We start from the raw sequence: 15129 nt of genomic DNA, 5'->3' as shown, positions 1-15129 counted from the left end.
CACGTCTCCTTTTTATTTAACCTTCTTTGATCTATAAGAAATAAAAGCAAAGAAGTAGTGCCAAAGATAGACTTTTAGCGTTAAAATTTAATGTTTAAAGCTTAGTTTTTACACTAAATTTCAAATCCAAAATGATCAAATTTATCTTTAGCAAACCCCAGATTTAATTTAGCACTTGCTAAATTTAACCAACTAAATTTTTATCAATCTCTACAATTCTTAAAAAGGCTTTTCTTGCACTTTTTTTAGCCTGCTCGCTTAGGCCTTCTTCAAAGTCAAGGACATTTTCAAGCAAGACACTAATGCCAAGAAAAAGCGTCTTTGGGCAAATTTTTCGCAAATAGCTTAAAAGCACCGGCGTTGGGAGGTTGTGGGTTGAGTAGATATAGTCTCTATCGTCACTTAGGTCAAAAAACTCTATCTTATCCTCATCAAAACCACTCATCGCATCGACTACTATCAAGATATCAGGCGCAAAATCTCTAATAGCTGAAAATTCATTCTCAGGCACATCTTGCCCAAAAAAGACCTTCCACTCTTTTAGCTCCTGCTCTACGATGCGGCCGACTTCATTGCCCACATCATCATCGCCACGCATAGGATTACCGATGCAAAGGATGGCCTTTTTCATCAAAAGTCCTTCCTAAGCACGATATAACCCTCTTTTAAATTTGCCAAAATTTCTTTAAGCTTACACTCACAAAGCTGTGGCAAGAGTTTAGCGATATGCTCAGCAAAAATTTCAACTTCAAAATACTTGCTTAAATTTCCGATCTTGAATTTCACATATTCGCCTGAGTTTTTGATCATCTCGTCAAATTCCTCATCGCTTAGCTCCAAGATCTTCTCGCTAAAATCAATCGTACCAACACCGTGTCCCACGCAAGTTGAGAAAATTTTTATCTCCTTTAGCTCGCGTGGAAGCTTCTCGTTATCGTCCATATGCCTTTTTGTAAGCTTATAAACTTGAATCATCTTTTACTCCAAACCTCGCTATCAACATCGATCGCAAAATTTTTACCAGCTTTTGCGTATTTTAGATAGATGTCATTATGCAAAAGTGCCATACACTCAGCATATCTAGGATCATCTTCTTTTTTGATAGCTGCTACAACCGCTTCACGTGCAAGCTCTGGGTTGTGGATATCTCTTGAGGCTTTGATAGCATCCATATATTTTTCAAATAGTGTTCTACCAAAGATATAGCTCATCAGCCTTTTACTTTCAGCTTGTAAGTCGCGTTCAAACAAGATATCGCCCATTACTGACTTCTCAACTGGTGGAGGCGTAGTGCTGTCATTTTCATAGCTTTTTTTGTGCAATTTTTGATCGATGATGCCAAGAGCCATACCAAGACCATAGATAACGCTTGCTGGGTGTGGAGGGCATCCTGGGATATAGACATCAACTGGGATTATCTTATCTATACCGCCCCAAACGCTGTAAGCGTCGTGGAAAATTCCACCAGTACTTCCACAAGCGCCAAAAGCAACTACGATCTTAGGATCTGGAGCTGCCTCGTAAGCACGAAGAAGTGGGTAGTACATCTGTCTTGTGACTGGTCCTGAGCAAAGCAAGATATCAGCGTGTCTTGGGTTTGCTACAAGTTTAAAGCCAAAGCGCTCTGGATCCCACATCGGAGTGATAGCAGCGAAAATTTCGATCTCGCAACCGTTGCAGCTTCCGCAGTCGATCCTATAAACGCTAAAGCTTCTTTTGATATTTTTTAAATGCTCTAGCTTTGCAGTTAGGTCATTTGCTGTTTTTATGTCCTCTGGGACTTGATATAGACTCATTTTATAGCCTCCTCAACGCCTTTTGTTAGCCTCTCAGCAGATTGATTTTTCTTGCACTCTGGGCAGATAAAAAGGTACTCTTTTGCCTCTTCAAGTCTGCCTGGGAGTAAATTTGCTGTGCCAAGCTTTTCAAGAGTGAAATTTATAAGCCTTTTTGGCGTAAATGGCTTGCCGCAGCATTTGCAAGTTTGCATCTCAAGCTCGCCTCTTTGTATAAGAGCGCTCTTGTCAAATTTAACCGCAAGCTCAAAGCTATCGCTAAGTCTTACAGCTCCAGTTGGGCAAACCTCATCGCAGCGTCCGCAAAATATGCAACGACCACAGTCAAACTGCCAAACAAGTCTTGTTTGCTCATCGTTCATCTTAAGCTCTATTGCGTTACTAGGGCAAGCGATACCGCAAGCTGCACAACCTATACAAAGATCGTATGTATAGTCTGGCTGACCGCGGAAATTCTCAGGCACAATATATGGCTCAAATGGATAGGCGTATGTCGCCTTTCCATATTTTTCTGTGATGTCAAATAACTTCATCATCTTAAATCCTTCTTACTAACCCCGCCATCTTGACAGAATTTTTTAAGGTCTTTTTCTGTTAAAATTTTACTTTTTTTAGTCCTTACATCAACCAAAGTAACACGCTCGGTGCATGAGTAGCAAGGGTCAAGTGAGCAAACGATAAGTGCAGCGTCACTTATGTTGTTTCCTCTAAATTGATACCTTAGGCTTGGCCAGTTATTATATGTCGCAGCCCTACATCTCCAGCGATATACTTTTTGAGCGCTACCTTGCATGATCCAGTGAACGTTCTCGCCACGTGGTGCTTCATCGTGACCAAGTGCGAAATTCTCAGGTTTGATCATAGTCACAGGATCGATCATGATCGGAGTTTGAGGCATCATCTCAAAGCATTGGCGGATGATGTGGATAGAGCTTTTTAACTCTTTATATCTAACCATCTCACGAGCAAAAACGTCGCAACCATGCTCAACTGCTACTTCAAATTCTATCTGTTTGAAGAAGTCGTATGGGTGATCGTAGCGGTTATCACGTTTAAAGCCAGAGCCTCTCATATTTGGACCAACTGGGCTAAAGTCACGTGCTATTTGACGATCCAATATACCTACACCTTTCCAGCGTCCGATTTGGCGTTTATCTTCCAAAACTGCATCCCAAATTTCTGAAATTTGAATGTCAAGTTTGTTGATGATCTCTAAGCCTTTTTTGATCTCATGGTTTGTCATATCACGTCTTAAGCCGCCCATAACGACGTTACCGTATGTTTTACGTCCGCCAGTTACAAGTTGAGCTAGCTCCATAGAGTACTCACGCACCCTAAAGATATGCATGAAAGCGTTGTAGTTACCAGTAACCTCACAAGCTAGACCGATATTTAAAAGGTGGCTGTGAAGACGCTCGATCTCAAGACAGATGACGCGTATAGCTTGAGCTCTTAGTGGGATTTCAAGCTTGATAGCTTTTTCTGCTGCTTCGATACACGCAATAGCGTGAGCATAACCACAAATTCCGCAAACGCGCTCTGCAAGATAGCCCATTTGATCATAGTTCATTCTGTTTTCAGCTAGCTTTTCCATACCGCGGTGTTGATAGAACAAGCGGTAGTCAGCGTCGATGATCTCGTCACCATCACAGAAAAGTCTAAAGTGACCTGGCTCATCAGATGTAACGTGTAGTGGTCCAAGTGGCACATCAACTACTGCATCACCTGTTGGGAACAAAAACTCCGCATCAGGCTCATCTCTATGATCTACTGGATCAGGGCGGTAGCGGTAGTCCATAGCATCTTTTCTAAGTGGGTGAAGTCCGTCTGGCCAGTCATCACTTAAGACTAGACGTCTTTTATCAGGCAGACCCTCAGCTACTAAACCAAACATATCATAAGCTTCTCTTTCATACCAAACACAAGCTGGCACGAGCGGAGTAACTGACGGGAATGTCGGATCGCTTCCTGGGATAAGAGTTTTAACTGTGATAAAGCACTTATCCTCAGCCGCAAAATCATCCGCCTCAGTCATCTTGCTACCTTCCATTGAGATAGCATAGTAAAGCGCATAGCAGCCATTTATCTGGCGCTCGTCGTTTGGTATCATAGTGCTTATAAAGCCACCGATATCATAATAAAGTGTCTTAACAGCTAGTGGAAGATCGTTTCTATCCACCAAAACTGTGATCTGATCGTCTGCTTGACGAGTTACTTCTAAAATTTTTACCTTTGTTTTTAGGATTTCAACAAATTTATCGCCTCTCATTTTAAAGCTCCCATCATTATATTAACACCGTTATTTACTAGCGTATAAAAGCTATCTACGTGCCATACGCCAAAGATTATGATAAGGGCACAGAGTGCTATAAGAGGTAAATTTTCAAATAAACTCATCTCTTTATTATGAACAACCACACCTTTTGGCTCGCCAAAGCTTGCCATGTTAAAGTGCGCAAAGTCAGCTATGAAAATAACTGCAAGTGCAATAGCAAATAGCGCAACCGCGATATATTGACCACTTGTGATAGCTCCAACAAAGACGTTATATTCGCTAACAAATATAGCAAATGCTGGAACACCAACTAGTGAGCATACAGCTGCACCAAACATAATAGTTGTAATAGGTGCGATCTTAACCATGCCGCCCATCTTACTCATATCTTTGTGGCCGTAAATTCTTGCTATGTTACCTGTTGAGCAGAAAGCCAAAGCTTTTGTAAAGCTGTGAGCTAAGCAGTGGAATATCGCTGCAAATAGACCAAATTTACCGCCAACACCAAGTGCAAATGCGATAACACCCATGTGAACGATTGAGTGGTATGCAAACATTCTTTTTACGTTGTGTTGTCTTATTAGGAAAAATCCTGCTACAAAAAGTGTGATAGTTCCTGATACGATCATTACGCCTTCAACAAAGCTAAATCCAACTGCTTGAGCTGCGATAGCGTAGTATCTTAAAAGTGCAAGCATCGCACATTTTAAAAGTACGCCTGATAGCAATGCTGAGATAGGTGCTGGACCTTCAGCGTGAACGTCTGGCAACCAAGTGTGAGTTGGAGCTAGACCTGCTTTTGTACCAAAACCAATTAGCGCAAACACAAAGATAAGTTTTGCTGCATCTGGGTTTAAATTTTTAGCGTTAGCCATTATGCTTGAAAACTGCATAGAAGCCTCGCCGTCTCCTAGTGTGCTATATGTAGCTGAGTATAGAAGAACGGTTGCATAAAGAGCAAATGCTAGACCGATTGAACAAAGAACGATGTATTTGTAACCACTCTCTGTTGATTTTTGATCTTTGTGTATAGCAACCAAAAACACAGAAGCTAGTGTAGTAGCCTCGATAGCTGCCCACATAAACGCAACGTTGTTGCAGATAACGCTTAAAGTCATTGTAAAGATAAATACATGGCTTAGTGCGTAGTATTTTTTAAGATCGCTTAAGTGGATGTGTCCATCTTCAAGTTCCCATCTCATGTAATGGATAGAGTAGAAATTTACTATAAATCCAGTTACGGCGATAAGCACCAAGAAAACACAGCCTAAGCTATCTAAGAATAAAAATTTATCAAAACTATAAAAAGTTCCGCCACTTAAAACTTTAAGAACATTGTTAAGTAAAGCCACTGATGTCGCAGCAGAAAACAAGACATGAAGTCCGCTAAGTACTGCATAGTTTTTAGGACTTAAAAACAAGATCAAAGCACCAAGGAGCGGTATGATAAGTATTAAAGCTAAACTATCCATCTCTAACCCCTTAAATTTGAAGCTTTAGAAGTATCTAAGCTATCATAAGCTTTATAAAATCTAATCGCTAGAACGCTCATGATAATAACAGCAAATATCGCATCTGTTAAAATTCCAAGCTCAACTAGCTCATGTGAGTTGTAAGCCATTAGAGCAAGGCTTAGGTGGATACCGTTTTCAAACAAGCAGTAAGCTAGAATTTGTTTTATAAATGAATTTCTTAGCATAAAGCCAAAAATTCCCATCATAAAGACTGTTCCAGCAGCGATTAACATAATCTCTTCTTTGATAAGAGAGAATTTTAAAAATATAGGGTGGATACTCATTGAAAGAGCTAGAGAAAATCCCATAGCAATAACAGGACTTACAAAAAATCCACCAACTGGCTCATCTTCGCTAACTACGCCAAGTTTTTTGATAAGCCAGAACAAAATTCCTGGCACGAAAAGAACTTTGGTAAAAAACGCAACGATCGCCCAAGTTTTTAGCTGCTCAGCGTTAAATTTCTCAGATAGCAAGAAAAATATACTAACTAAAAGTAGTGTCTCTATCGCATAAGCGATGATTGAGAGTTTCAAGCTTCTAAGACCAAAAACCGCAAGCGAAGTTACGATCATGCAAATGGCTAATATATCTAGTGTTTGCATCTCACGCTCCTACTACATAAAGTGTTAGTGCAACAAACGAAATAGCAAGTGCACCAAGAGCATTTTTGCGTAAAGATGAAGTCATTTTAAAGCGTGGTCCAAAGTTGTCTATAAATACAGCTGCAACGTAAAATACTCCAGTTTTTATCACAAAAACGATAATAGCTAAGAAAGGATTGCTAAAATTCCATGGCTCAAATATGCTTAGGAAAAGTCCGATCATAGCAAACTGTTTTAATATAAGTGATGCTTGAACTAAGCCAAGGTCGCTACCAGCGTACTCACCAAGAACACCCTCTTGAAGCTCTTGTTCTGCTTCAGCTAAGTCAAATGGCTTTCTACCAGTCTCAACATACATACACCACAAAAATGCGATAGAAGCAACGGCAAAACTTGGAATTTGATATCCGATAACGCCAGTTCTTACCATCTCTTGGATCTCAACTAAATTTGATGTTTTAGCTGCAAGCATAACTACGATTAAGCACATAATCATAACTGGCTCAACATAAACACCAAGCATTTGCTCCCTGCCGCCACCTGTTGCTGCAAATGGGTTGCCGCTATCCATTGAAGCTGCACCAAATACAAATCTAAGTAGCGCACCAAGATAGAGGATAACAAATATATCTGAGTAAGCTCCAAATACAGTGTCTTTGCTATAAGTGATAGGTATAGCAGCTAGCACTGCAGCTGAAGTTGCAAAAAGGAAAAATGGAGCCCATCTAAATACCCAGTGAGAGCACTCAGGGACGGTTCTTCCTCTTCTAAAAAGCTTTATAATGTCGCGATATGTTTGAAAGAAATCGCTACCTTGTTTTGATTGAAGTTTAGCTCTAAGTTTTCTTGCCATACCATCAAACAAAGGAGCTACCAAAACGATAACGACTACTTGAAATATCATTAAAAGTATAGTTTGCATTTTCGTCTCCTAAACTAAAAAGTAGCCCACAGCAAGTATGACACAAAGATATAGCAAGATATAAAGTGTATATACATTTGTATAACCACTTTGAACGATACCTAGCTTATCAGCAAATTTCACACACCATTTAATGACTGGCTCATAAAACATTCCCCACCAAATATCTTTTGGATGGTTGTGATACTCAACCGCGTCAAAATAATTTCTAGTAACTACTTTTTTATCAGCTCTAAATAGCCATTGCATAATTTTTCTAAGATCGCCAGTGAATGGACCACCTGTCATTTGCATACGTGAGCTATATTTAAAGCCACAAGCCCAAGGATCAGTTTCGCGTGGTTTATCTCTGTTTGCTTTCATAACAGCAAGGATGATAAATGGCAAAATCATAGTTGCACATAGGACTAAAGCGATAAGTGGAGTTGAGATCATGCTACCCATAGGTGAAGTTACATTTATAGCACCAAGGCTAGCTTTATAGTCGCTTATAGCGATAGAATTTACAGCTTGCATGATGTAATCAACTATGTAGTTTGCGCCAAGACCAAAGCCAACGCAGCCTATCATTAGGATGATCATGCCAAGAACCATACCGATCGGACTCTCTTTAGCATTTTCCCAAATTTTTTGATCTCTTGGAGTACCTGCAAAGATAACAGCGTAAAGTTTAAGGTGCATACCAACCAAAACGCCTGTTAGCGCAAGAGCTACGACGCCAAGTGTAAATGCATATCTAACCAATGTTCCTTCTCCCATCGCACCTTGAAGCATACCTTGATATGTAAACCACTCTGAAACAAAGCCATTTACTGGAGGTAAAGCTGCGATACCCATGATACCTATAAACATACCAAGGCTTGTCCATGGCATCTTTTTAGCAAGACCACCAAGGATGTCCATATTTTGTGTGTGAGTAGCGTGGATAACTGAACCAGCGCAAAGGAAAAGTAGACCTTTAAATATAGCGTGGTTAACTACGTGGTAGCAACCTGCTAGAAAACCTACTGCTGCAAGTGTTAAATTTCCAGCTGCAACGCCGTAGATACCAGTACCAAGACCTAGCAAGATGATGCCTATGTTCTCAACTGAGTGATAAGCAAGCAAAGCCTTAAAGTCGTGTTGGCAAAGAGCGTATAAAACACCAAATAGTGAGCTAGCTGCACCAAGAGCGAGTATTGTAAGACCAAAATATGTGCTAAGTGGTAGATAAAGTGTAAATTTAACTAGAGTAAATAGAGCAACTTTAATCATAACGCCTGACATAAGGGCTGAAACGTTTGATGGTGCTGCTGGGTGAGCTTGTGGAAGCCAAACGTGGAATGGCCACATACCAGCTTTACTACCAAAGCCAACCAAGAATAGTATAAATACAGCAGCAGAAGCGCCAAATGGCATCTTAACACCCATAAATGCGCTAAATTCAAAGCTTCCTGCATAGTAAGCTGTGATAAGCAATCCACAGGTTATACAAAATGCACCAATTTGTGCGATACCAAGATATACCATAACCGCTTTAAGTGTATTTTTACCGTCATTGACGATGATAAGAAATGATGATACAAGAGTCATAAGCTCCCATAAAACAACAAAGCAAAATACATTATCAGCGCTGATTACTAGAAGCATTGAAAGGATAAATGTGTTAAACAAACATGCAAACACACCAACATTTGCTTTTTTTATGTACTCTTCTGCATAGCTCATACCATAAACACTACTTGCAAATCCGATGAAAACAACGACAAAGCTGAAGAAATTTCCAAGTGGATTTAGTGCAAATTTTGGCGAATACAAAAAGCCATCCATAAGAGCAAAGCTATCACTTACTCCCATATTTGCAACAAAGTGACACATCGCATAAAAGCAGCTTATAGCACTTAGTCCAAAACCAACTTTAACAGCGGCTTTTGGAGCGCAGTAGAGCAAGATACTAACGACGGCACTTACAAGAAATAGCATATAAACCGTAGTCATCTTATGCTCCTTGTCCGTTTAAAATTTTAGTAGCAAATTTATTCGCTGCATCGTAGTCTATCCTCTTGCCAAGCTTATGTTTGCCCTCTTCTGGATCTACCATTATAAGAGCGCTTGTTGGGCATACATCAACGCAAGCTGGTCCATTTTCACGGCCAAAGCACATATCGCATTTTACTGCGATGTTTTTTGCGCCTGATTGTGACTCTACTTCAAGATAGTATTTTGGCTCGACAGCGTAATTTACTGAAGGCATAAGCTCTGCACTTGAGCTTATCGCACCATAAGGGCAAGCGATCGTGCACATCTTGCAACCTATACAAATTTCCTCGTGAAGCTCGATGCAATTATCATTAAATCGCAACGCTCCAGTTGGGCATACATTTGCGCAAGGGCCATCGTCGCATTGTCTGCACTGAGTCGGCATAACACCGCTAGCTTCTCTTAAGACGCTTAGCCTTGCACGTGATAGTTTGCCGCGTTCATAAGCACTTTTAAAACATGCAGCCATGCAGGTCGCACATCCTATGCAGCGTTTTGAGTCGGCAATCACAAATTTATGTTTTTTCATAAATTCCTCCTAAAAAACAAGGCAAGACCGCCCTGCTCACTAATAGAGTGATTGTTAATCACATGAATAGAGATAGTTAAATTTTTATTTAACATCTCAAACGCTCCTTCCTGAAATTTTTGAAACAATTCTATAACTTCTGACGATTAAATTCCGTCAGCTATCTGACAAATTTTGTATTTTTGAAATTAAATTTTTATTTTATATTAGTTTAAGATATGCTATTAAACAGCGTTATTATCGTGTGATTAATCAAAAAAGATTAATATTTCATAACGGATAATTAGTAAAAAGAGTAAAATTATCTTAATTAAGTTTAAATTTAAAAATTAGTTTTTTAAGCTTGGGTTAATTAAATGAAACTGAAATTTAAAAATCTAAAATATAATCCAACCTTTAAATTTAAAAGGATTATTGATGGAAATTTTTATAGTCATAGTTTTATTTATCGCTTCAGTTTTTGCTTTTATGAAATTTGCCCCTGTTTTTGGCGGCACACCAGATGCCAAAAGCCAAAAGCTGATAGAGGCTTCGCCAAATTTTAACGGCAAAGTTTTTATAAATTTAGAGCCGACAATTGATATGGTAAAGGATAATCCGCAAGCGTCTATGTTAAATTACGTCCCTCAAGCACTCTTTCCACCAAAAGGCAAGCTACCAAAGCGCCCTTTGCCAAATTTAAAATTTGACGCAAACGCCCTCAAAAATGGCGAGTTTATCTGGCTTGGGCACGTTAGCCTAATCTGCAAGCTTGATGGCAAGATCATCATCACAGACCCCGTTTTGCACCGAGCATTCCCTCTGCCAGTTGGCGGCAAGCCCTTTGCCTACGAGCACGCCATCACCGCTAGCGACTACCCAGAGGTGATCGACATCGCCCTCATCTCGCACGATCACTACGACCATCTTGACTATAAAACAATCCTTGAGCTAAAGGATAGGATAGCCAAATTTCTAGTGCCACTTGGCGTCAAGACTCACCTCGTAAAATGGGGCGTAAACGCAGATAAAATTTACGAGTTTGACTGGTTTAACGAGCAAAAGATAGGAAATTTAAACTTCACTTTTTGTCCTTCAAGGCACTTTAGCGGGCGCACATTTAAAAGAAACACCACGCTTTGGGGCGGCTGGGCGGTCAAAGAGGCTGGCTTTAGTTTTTACTTTAGTGGAGATGGCGGATATGGCAAGCATTTTAAGATGATAAGTGAGAAATTTGGCGGTTTTGATCTAGTTTTTATAGAAAATGGCGCTTACAGCGATGGCTGGCCTTACGTGCACATGAAGCCAGAGGAGTCAGCGCAAGCGCTAAAAGATCTTGGTGCAAGGCTTGGCGTGCCGGTGCATTGGGGCAAGTTTGATCTTTCTTATCACGCTTGGGATGAGCCGATCAGGCGTTTTGAAAAGGCAGCGACAAAACTTGAGCTAAACTACGCAACGCCAATGATCGGAGAGGTTTTCAGCGTGCAAAATCCACCTAGAAAAAAGTGGTGGGGTGAAATTTAGGAATAAAATTTGCTCTAAATTTTAAAATCCAAAAGGAAGTGCAGATGAAAATTTCTGAAAATTTATCAAATTTAAAAAATGCTATCGACAAAGCTGCAAAAAACGACCTTGATGCAAGCGCTACTGGAAGCTTTTTGCAAAATTTAGAAAAAGCAAACAAAGAGACAGAGAAAATCTACGAGAAGCTTGAAAAAGAGCTAAAGAGCGACGCGCAGATGTTTAAGCAGTTTGACTTCATGCAGATGATGACAAAGCTTCAATACGGCAACCTAAAATCAAGCGAGCGCGAAGAGCTGATAAACAAAATGAGCAAAATCGCCAAAGAAATTTAGCTGTTTAGTGTGATTTTACGGCGAGCAAAATTTGGCTGTTTTGCGTAAATTTATGTGTTTTTTTGCTGAGCAAATTTGCCAAAAAATGTAAATTTACTCGCTTAGTGGCTGTTAATATCCTCGCATTTGCCACATCTTTTGCCAAATACCTGTTGCACACTAGGTATGCAAGACAGCATCGGTATATCACATGCGCAAAATTCAAGCAAATTTCTGAAATGCTTTTAACCTCTAAATTTAAGCTAGTCAACAAATAAAGGTAAATTTTAAAATTTCATGAACGAGTAATTTCGGCTCTAAAATTTGAGCTAAGCGGTGAGCGAAGCCAAATTTTAGTAGTCAATTCTTACGAGTGAGTGAAAGTTTTAAAATTTGCAAAGACAGCTTTATTAAATTTGTAAATTTCTTTTTATCCAAAAGGGAGACAAGGGGACTTGAATTACGAAGCCGTCCCCTTATCCCCCTAAATCCCCCAATCCCCTCGCACGTTAGAGGGGCATGCTTTAGTGCTACGCACTGCATGCGATTGTATATCGGTGAGCCTCAGCAAATTTTAAAATTTCATGAACGAGTAATTTCGGCTCTAAAATTTGAGCTAAGTGGTGAGCGAAGCCAAATTTTAGTAGCCAATTCTTGCGAGTGAATGGAATTTTAAAATTTGCAAATTTGTTTTGTTAAATCATGTTAGTGTCAAGTAAATTTAAAAATTTGCAAAAAAACTCAATTGATTTTGTAAAAAATAAATTTAAAAATTCACATACCTATTTATATAGGTAAATTTACTAGAGAGGATTTAAGAGCCAAAAAGGCTCTTAAATTTTAGTGGAGTTCGCTCCAGACTTTGCGTTTCCAAAGCCAAGCAAAAATTCCTAAGATGAAGAAGTAGATCATGACATAAAGTCCTGTGCTCTCGCGCTCAGCTTTTTTGCTGTCGCCTACTTTTTCTATGTAAGATACTATGTCATCTTCTGCGGCTTTGTTTAAGCCAACTCTAGGCATCGCAGTGCCTGGAAGCATCTTTTGAGTATCGTTTATAAATTTATGCAAGTAGTCAGCACCTTTTGAGCGGATCATCATAGATAGATCAGGTGGGTTTGAGCCCATATAAGCTGCTAGGCTTACTTTGTTGCTAAGAGTATATTTTTTATCATACTTCATATCGTGGCATCTTTGACATGCGTCAGCGAAAACTTTTTCTTCAGTGATCTTGCTCTTTGCATCCGCATCAGCTGATACCTTTTTAAGGTAAGCAACTATGTCAGCGATCTCAGCGTTCATATCGCCGCCAGCACCCATAAATGCAGTCATCGGATAAGGATGCTCGTCGTTAAATTTATGAGATAGTTTTACAGCCATAGTTGGATTTTTGATAAGTGCAGCCAAAAATCTCTCATCATAAATTTTACCAGCTGTGCTAAGATCTGGTGGCACTACGCCAAAGCTTTGGCTAGCTGTCTCAGCGTCCATACTAGCTGGCATACCAGCTGCTTCGATGCCGTGACATCCTGTACATCCAGCTGCGCCAAATGTCTCAGCTCCTTTTGCAGCGTCACCTTTTGCAAGGTCGATCGAGTTTATATCAGCCCAAAAAGCTGTGTAGTCATCAAGAATTTTTTGTGCTGTCTCAACATCTTTTGTAGCTGCTTCTATGCTAGCTTTATTACCACTAGCTTTTGCAGCCTCAAGCGCCTCTTTTTTCTGCTCTAAAAAGTGTTTTGCATAGTCAGTATCTTCTTTTGAGAAGTTGTACTCGGCATTTGCAGTGTGCGGATGAAGCTTTGTGTGAGCGTAAGGCTCGATACCCCAGTATAAAATACCTGAAAGGATAACAACGATGGCAAAAATTTTAAGCTCTTTCATGATTAGCCCCTTTTTCTTTCAAGTATTGTGATAACTGGAAGTGCGATTATAAATAGCACTAAAAATAGCAGTGAAGCGTAAAATCCTATCCAGTCGTTGATGCCGCCTGTTGGGAGCTTGCCATATATAGATAAGACGATAAGGTCTGCAACTAGCACCCAAAACCATACGAAAAATAGTGGTCTTTTGTGCGCTGGAGCTATAAGACCGCTTCTATCAAAAAGTGGTATAAGCATAAAGGCAACGCCTGCAAAGGCAAATGCGATAAGTCCGATGTTATAAGCTGAAATTCCAGCTATATCAAAGAAGAAGCCACGTAAAATTTCATATTGCCACAAGAAGTACCACTCTGGATAGATGTGTGGTGGAGTTTTTAGCGGATTTGCTGGCTCAAAGTTGATAGGATCCATCGCAAAGTTGAAGTGATAGCAAACAAGATATATGACAAAGATCATGAAAAATGATACATACATGAAGTCTTTTGCCAAAAATCCTGGCCAAAATGGTATAACTTTAGCTTTTGCTCTATCGTCGTGCAAATAAACTTCAGCCTCTACATCAAAGTCGATATCTTCGCTTGTTAGGTTATTTACGTGAGGAATTCTTAATGAGTAGAAGTGGATAACCAAAACAACGATAGTTACAAGTGGTAGCAAGCAGACGTGAAGCATGAAAAATCTAGTAAGTGTTGAGTCGCCAACTGCGTAGTCACCCCTGATCCACTCAACCAAAGCATCGCCGATAACTGGCACACCACCAAAAAGCTGAGTGATAACAGTAGCCGCCCAGTAGCTCATCTGTCCCCATGGGAGCATGTAGCCGCTAAATGCCTCTGCTGAAAAGCAGATAAATAGCACCATGCCGCTTATCCAAATAACCTCTCTGCCTCTTTTGTATGAGCCATAGTAAAGTCCAGTAAGCAAGTGGATATACATTATAAGAAATATCGTAGAAGCTGAAACTGCGTGGATATGACGCCAAAGCCAGCCATACTCGACCTCTTGCATGATAGTGTAATTTACACTGTCAAAGGCCAAATTTACATCTGGCTTGTAATACATCATAAGCAAATAGCCAGTGATGATCAAAAGCAAGAAAAGCGTCGTTAGGATAACGCCCATAGCCCAAAGGAAATTTATATTTTTTGGGATCCAGTATTCGCTAACTAGAACCTTCATAAGCTTTGTAAAAGCTAGGCGTTGGTCAAGCCAGTCAATAACGCCAGTTGATTTATGAGATAAAGACATCACTAACCTCCTAAGCTTTAGCTACTAATTTTTCGTATTCTGGGCTTGTTTCGCCTAGAACTAGCTTGGTACCATCGATCTTAAATGGTGGGATATCAAGCGGTCTTGGTGGAGGTCCGTATGTCTGCACGCCATCAACGTTAAATTCGCCGCCATGACAGGCACAGACAAACATTTGCTTGCTAGACTTGTACTCAGGGATACATCCTAGGTGCGTGCAAAGTCCGATAACTACGACATATCTCGCATCTCCAACGACTACATCTCTCTTGTCGTTTTTAGCCATATCTGGGCTTTTTTTGAGGATAAAAATAGGCTTTTTACGCCACTCAACCTGTCTCATCTCGCCATCTTTGATCGGGCTTAGATCGACAGTTGTAAAACCAGCAGCTTTTACGCTAGGGAGCGGATCCCAGGTCTTTTTCATGGCAACTAGTGACATCGCGCCACCAACAGCTGCCACGGCACCAAACGCAAGGCCGATAAAGCTTCGTCTTTCTTGCTTTACTGACATTAATTTCCTTTCT

Annotated in this window: 15 protein-coding genes; 2 read left to right on the top strand and 13 right to left on the bottom strand. The window is 40.1% G+C overall.

Translation table 11 applies throughout. The features are described 5' to 3' along the window. Nucleotides 1–184: 184 nt before the first annotated feature. Genes CVS81_RS06285 through CVS81_RS06240 form a run of 10 tightly spaced genes read right to left on the bottom strand, consistent with a single transcriptional unit; the run spans nucleotide 185 to nucleotide 9660 of the window. Complete coding sequence (locus CVS81_RS06285; protein WP_002939334.1) at nucleotides 185–631, bottom strand: hydrogenase 3 maturation endopeptidase HyCI; 447 nt, start codon at nucleotides 629–631, stop codon at nucleotides 185–187. Continuing rightward, nucleotides 631–975, bottom strand: coding sequence for a formate hydrogenlyase maturation HycH family protein (locus CVS81_RS06280; protein WP_103651973.1), 345 nt, complete (start codon nucleotides 973–975; stop codon nucleotides 631–633). The genes CVS81_RS06285 and CVS81_RS06280 overlap by 1 nt, the downstream gene beginning before the upstream one ends. Further along, the gene (locus tag CVS81_RS06275) at nucleotides 972–1796 is read right to left on the bottom strand and encodes an NADH-quinone oxidoreductase subunit B family protein (RefSeq protein WP_009294855.1); all 825 of its coding nucleotides are present in this window, start codon (nucleotides 1794–1796) and stop codon (nucleotides 972–974) included. Before CVS81_RS06275 ends, CVS81_RS06280 begins: the two co-directional genes overlap by 4 nt. Next, nucleotides 1793–2332 (bottom strand): formate hydrogenlyase complex iron-sulfur subunit, encoded by a 540-nt coding sequence (locus CVS81_RS06270; RefSeq protein ID WP_002939210.1) that lies wholly within the window; start codon nucleotides 2330–2332, stop codon nucleotides 1793–1795. The genes CVS81_RS06275 and CVS81_RS06270 overlap by 4 nt, the downstream gene beginning before the upstream one ends. Further along, nucleotides 2329–4065: an NADH-quinone oxidoreductase subunit C gene (locus tag CVS81_RS06265; RefSeq protein ID WP_009294856.1), complete on the bottom strand. Its 1737-nt coding sequence runs from the start codon at nucleotides 4063–4065 to the stop codon at nucleotides 2329–2331. Before CVS81_RS06265 ends, CVS81_RS06270 begins: the two co-directional genes overlap by 4 nt. Beyond that, on the bottom strand, nucleotides 4062–5543 hold the full coding sequence (locus tag CVS81_RS06260; RefSeq protein ID WP_103589930.1) for a hydrogenase 4 subunit F: 1482 nt from the start codon (nucleotides 5541–5543) through the stop codon (nucleotides 4062–4064). Before CVS81_RS06260 ends, CVS81_RS06265 begins: the two co-directional genes overlap by 4 nt. Before the next feature lie 2 nt (nucleotides 5544–5545). Further along, the gene (gene hyfE, locus CVS81_RS06255; protein WP_012001181.1) at nucleotides 5546–6190 is read right to left on the bottom strand and encodes a hydrogenase 4 membrane subunit; all 645 of its coding nucleotides are present in this window, start codon (nucleotides 6188–6190) and stop codon (nucleotides 5546–5548) included. A gap of 1 nt (nucleotide 6191) precedes the next feature. Beyond that, a complete protein-coding gene (locus CVS81_RS06250; RefSeq protein ID WP_002939300.1) occupies nucleotides 6192–7112 on the bottom strand; it encodes a respiratory chain complex I subunit 1 family protein in 921 nt (306 codons plus the stop codon). 9 nt (nucleotides 7113–7121) lie between these two features. Continuing rightward, nucleotides 7122–9089 (bottom strand): proton-conducting transporter membrane subunit, encoded by a 1968-nt coding sequence (locus CVS81_RS06245; protein ID WP_103569458.1) that lies wholly within the window; start codon nucleotides 9087–9089, stop codon nucleotides 7122–7124. A 1-nt stretch (nucleotide 9090) separates the two neighbouring features. Beyond that, nucleotides 9091–9660, bottom strand: a complete 570-nt coding sequence (locus CVS81_RS06240) for a 4Fe-4S dicluster domain-containing protein (protein WP_009294859.1) — start codon at nucleotides 9658–9660, stop codon at nucleotides 9091–9093. Nucleotides 9661–10077: 417 nt separating this feature from the next. Here CVS81_RS06240 and CVS81_RS06235 point away from each other — a divergent pair, with 417 nt between their 5' ends. Both CVS81_RS06235 and CVS81_RS06230 read left to right on the top strand, forming a co-directional pair. Next, nucleotides 10078–11163 (top strand): MBL fold metallo-hydrolase, encoded by a 1086-nt coding sequence (locus CVS81_RS06235; protein WP_107965436.1) that lies wholly within the window; start codon nucleotides 10078–10080, stop codon nucleotides 11161–11163. Nucleotides 11164–11207: 44 nt separating this feature from the next. Then, complete coding sequence (locus CVS81_RS06230) at nucleotides 11208–11495, top strand: hypothetical protein (protein WP_087581727.1); 288 nt, start codon at nucleotides 11208–11210, stop codon at nucleotides 11493–11495. Between the two features lie 819 nt (nucleotides 11496–12314). Here CVS81_RS06230 and CVS81_RS06225 read toward each other — a convergent pair. The 3 genes from CVS81_RS06225 to petA are packed head-to-tail and all read right to left on the bottom strand — an operon-like array spanning nucleotide 12315 to nucleotide 15116. After that, the gene (locus CVS81_RS06225) at nucleotides 12315–13355 is read right to left on the bottom strand and encodes a c-type cytochrome (protein WP_107965435.1); all 1041 of its coding nucleotides are present in this window, start codon (nucleotides 13353–13355) and stop codon (nucleotides 12315–12317) included. Nucleotides 13356–13357: 2 nt separating this feature from the next. Then, complete coding sequence (locus CVS81_RS06220) at nucleotides 13358–14602, bottom strand: cytochrome b (protein ID WP_107965434.1); 1245 nt, start codon at nucleotides 14600–14602, stop codon at nucleotides 13358–13360. A gap of 10 nt (nucleotides 14603–14612) precedes the next feature. Continuing rightward, nucleotides 14613–15116: a ubiquinol-cytochrome c reductase iron-sulfur subunit gene (gene petA / locus CVS81_RS06215; RefSeq protein WP_107965433.1), complete on the bottom strand. Its 504-nt coding sequence runs from the start codon at nucleotides 15114–15116 to the stop codon at nucleotides 14613–14615. Nucleotides 15117–15129 lie beyond the last annotated feature (13 nt).

It is taken from the genome of Campylobacter concisus (genome assembly GCF_003049065.1).
Lineage (GTDB): Bacteria > Campylobacterota > Campylobacteria > Campylobacterales > Campylobacteraceae > Campylobacter_A > Campylobacter_A concisus_BE.
The sequence above is the reverse complement of the archived record's forward strand: the minus strand, read 5'-3'. Positions and strand labels throughout refer to the sequence as shown.

Bases quoted from the DNA above. Each gene is read 5' to 3' on its own strand.
- CVS81_RS06285 (WP_002939334.1), bottom strand. From the start codon at position 631: ATGAAAAAGGCCATCCTTTGCATCGGTAATCCTATGCGTGGCGATGAT.
- CVS81_RS06280 (WP_103651973.1), bottom strand. From the start codon at position 975: ATGATTCAAGTTTATAAGCTTACAAAAAGGCATATGGACGATAACGAG.
- CVS81_RS06275 (WP_009294855.1), bottom strand. From the start codon at position 1,796: ATGAGTCTATATCAAGTCCCAGAGGACATAAAAACAGCAAATGACCTA.
- CVS81_RS06270 (WP_002939210.1), bottom strand. From the start codon at position 2,332: ATGATGAAGTTATTTGACATCACAGAAAAATATGGAAAGGCGACATAC.
- CVS81_RS06265 (WP_009294856.1), bottom strand. From the start codon at position 4,065: ATGAGAGGCGATAAATTTGTTGAAATCCTAAAAACAAAGGTAAAAATT.
- CVS81_RS06260 (WP_103589930.1), bottom strand. From the start codon at position 5,543: ATGGATAGTTTAGCTTTAATACTTATCATACCGCTCCTTGGTGCTTTG.
- hyfE (WP_012001181.1), bottom strand. From the start codon at position 6,190: ATGCAAACACTAGATATATTAGCCATTTGCATGATCGTAACTTCGCTT.
- CVS81_RS06250 (WP_002939300.1), bottom strand. From the start codon at position 7,112: ATGCAAACTATACTTTTAATGATATTTCAAGTAGTCGTTATCGTTTTG.
- CVS81_RS06245 (WP_103569458.1), bottom strand. From the start codon at position 9,089: ATGACTACGGTTTATATGCTATTTCTTGTAAGTGCCGTCGTTAGTATC.
- CVS81_RS06240 (WP_009294859.1), bottom strand. From the start codon at position 9,660: ATGAAAAAACATAAATTTGTGATTGCCGACTCAAAACGCTGCATAGGA.
- CVS81_RS06235 (WP_107965436.1), top strand. From the start codon at position 10,078: ATGGAAATTTTTATAGTCATAGTTTTATTTATCGCTTCAGTTTTTGCT.
- CVS81_RS06230 (WP_087581727.1), top strand. From the start codon at position 11,208: ATGAAAATTTCTGAAAATTTATCAAATTTAAAAAATGCTATCGACAAA.
- CVS81_RS06225 (WP_107965435.1), bottom strand. From the start codon at position 13,355: ATGAAAGAGCTTAAAATTTTTGCCATCGTTGTTATCCTTTCAGGTATT.
- CVS81_RS06220 (WP_107965434.1), bottom strand. From the start codon at position 14,602: ATGTCTTTATCTCATAAATCAACTGGCGTTATTGACTGGCTTGACCAA.
- petA (WP_107965433.1), bottom strand. From the start codon at position 15,116: ATGTCAGTAAAGCAAGAAAGACGAAGCTTTATCGGCCTTGCGTTTGGT.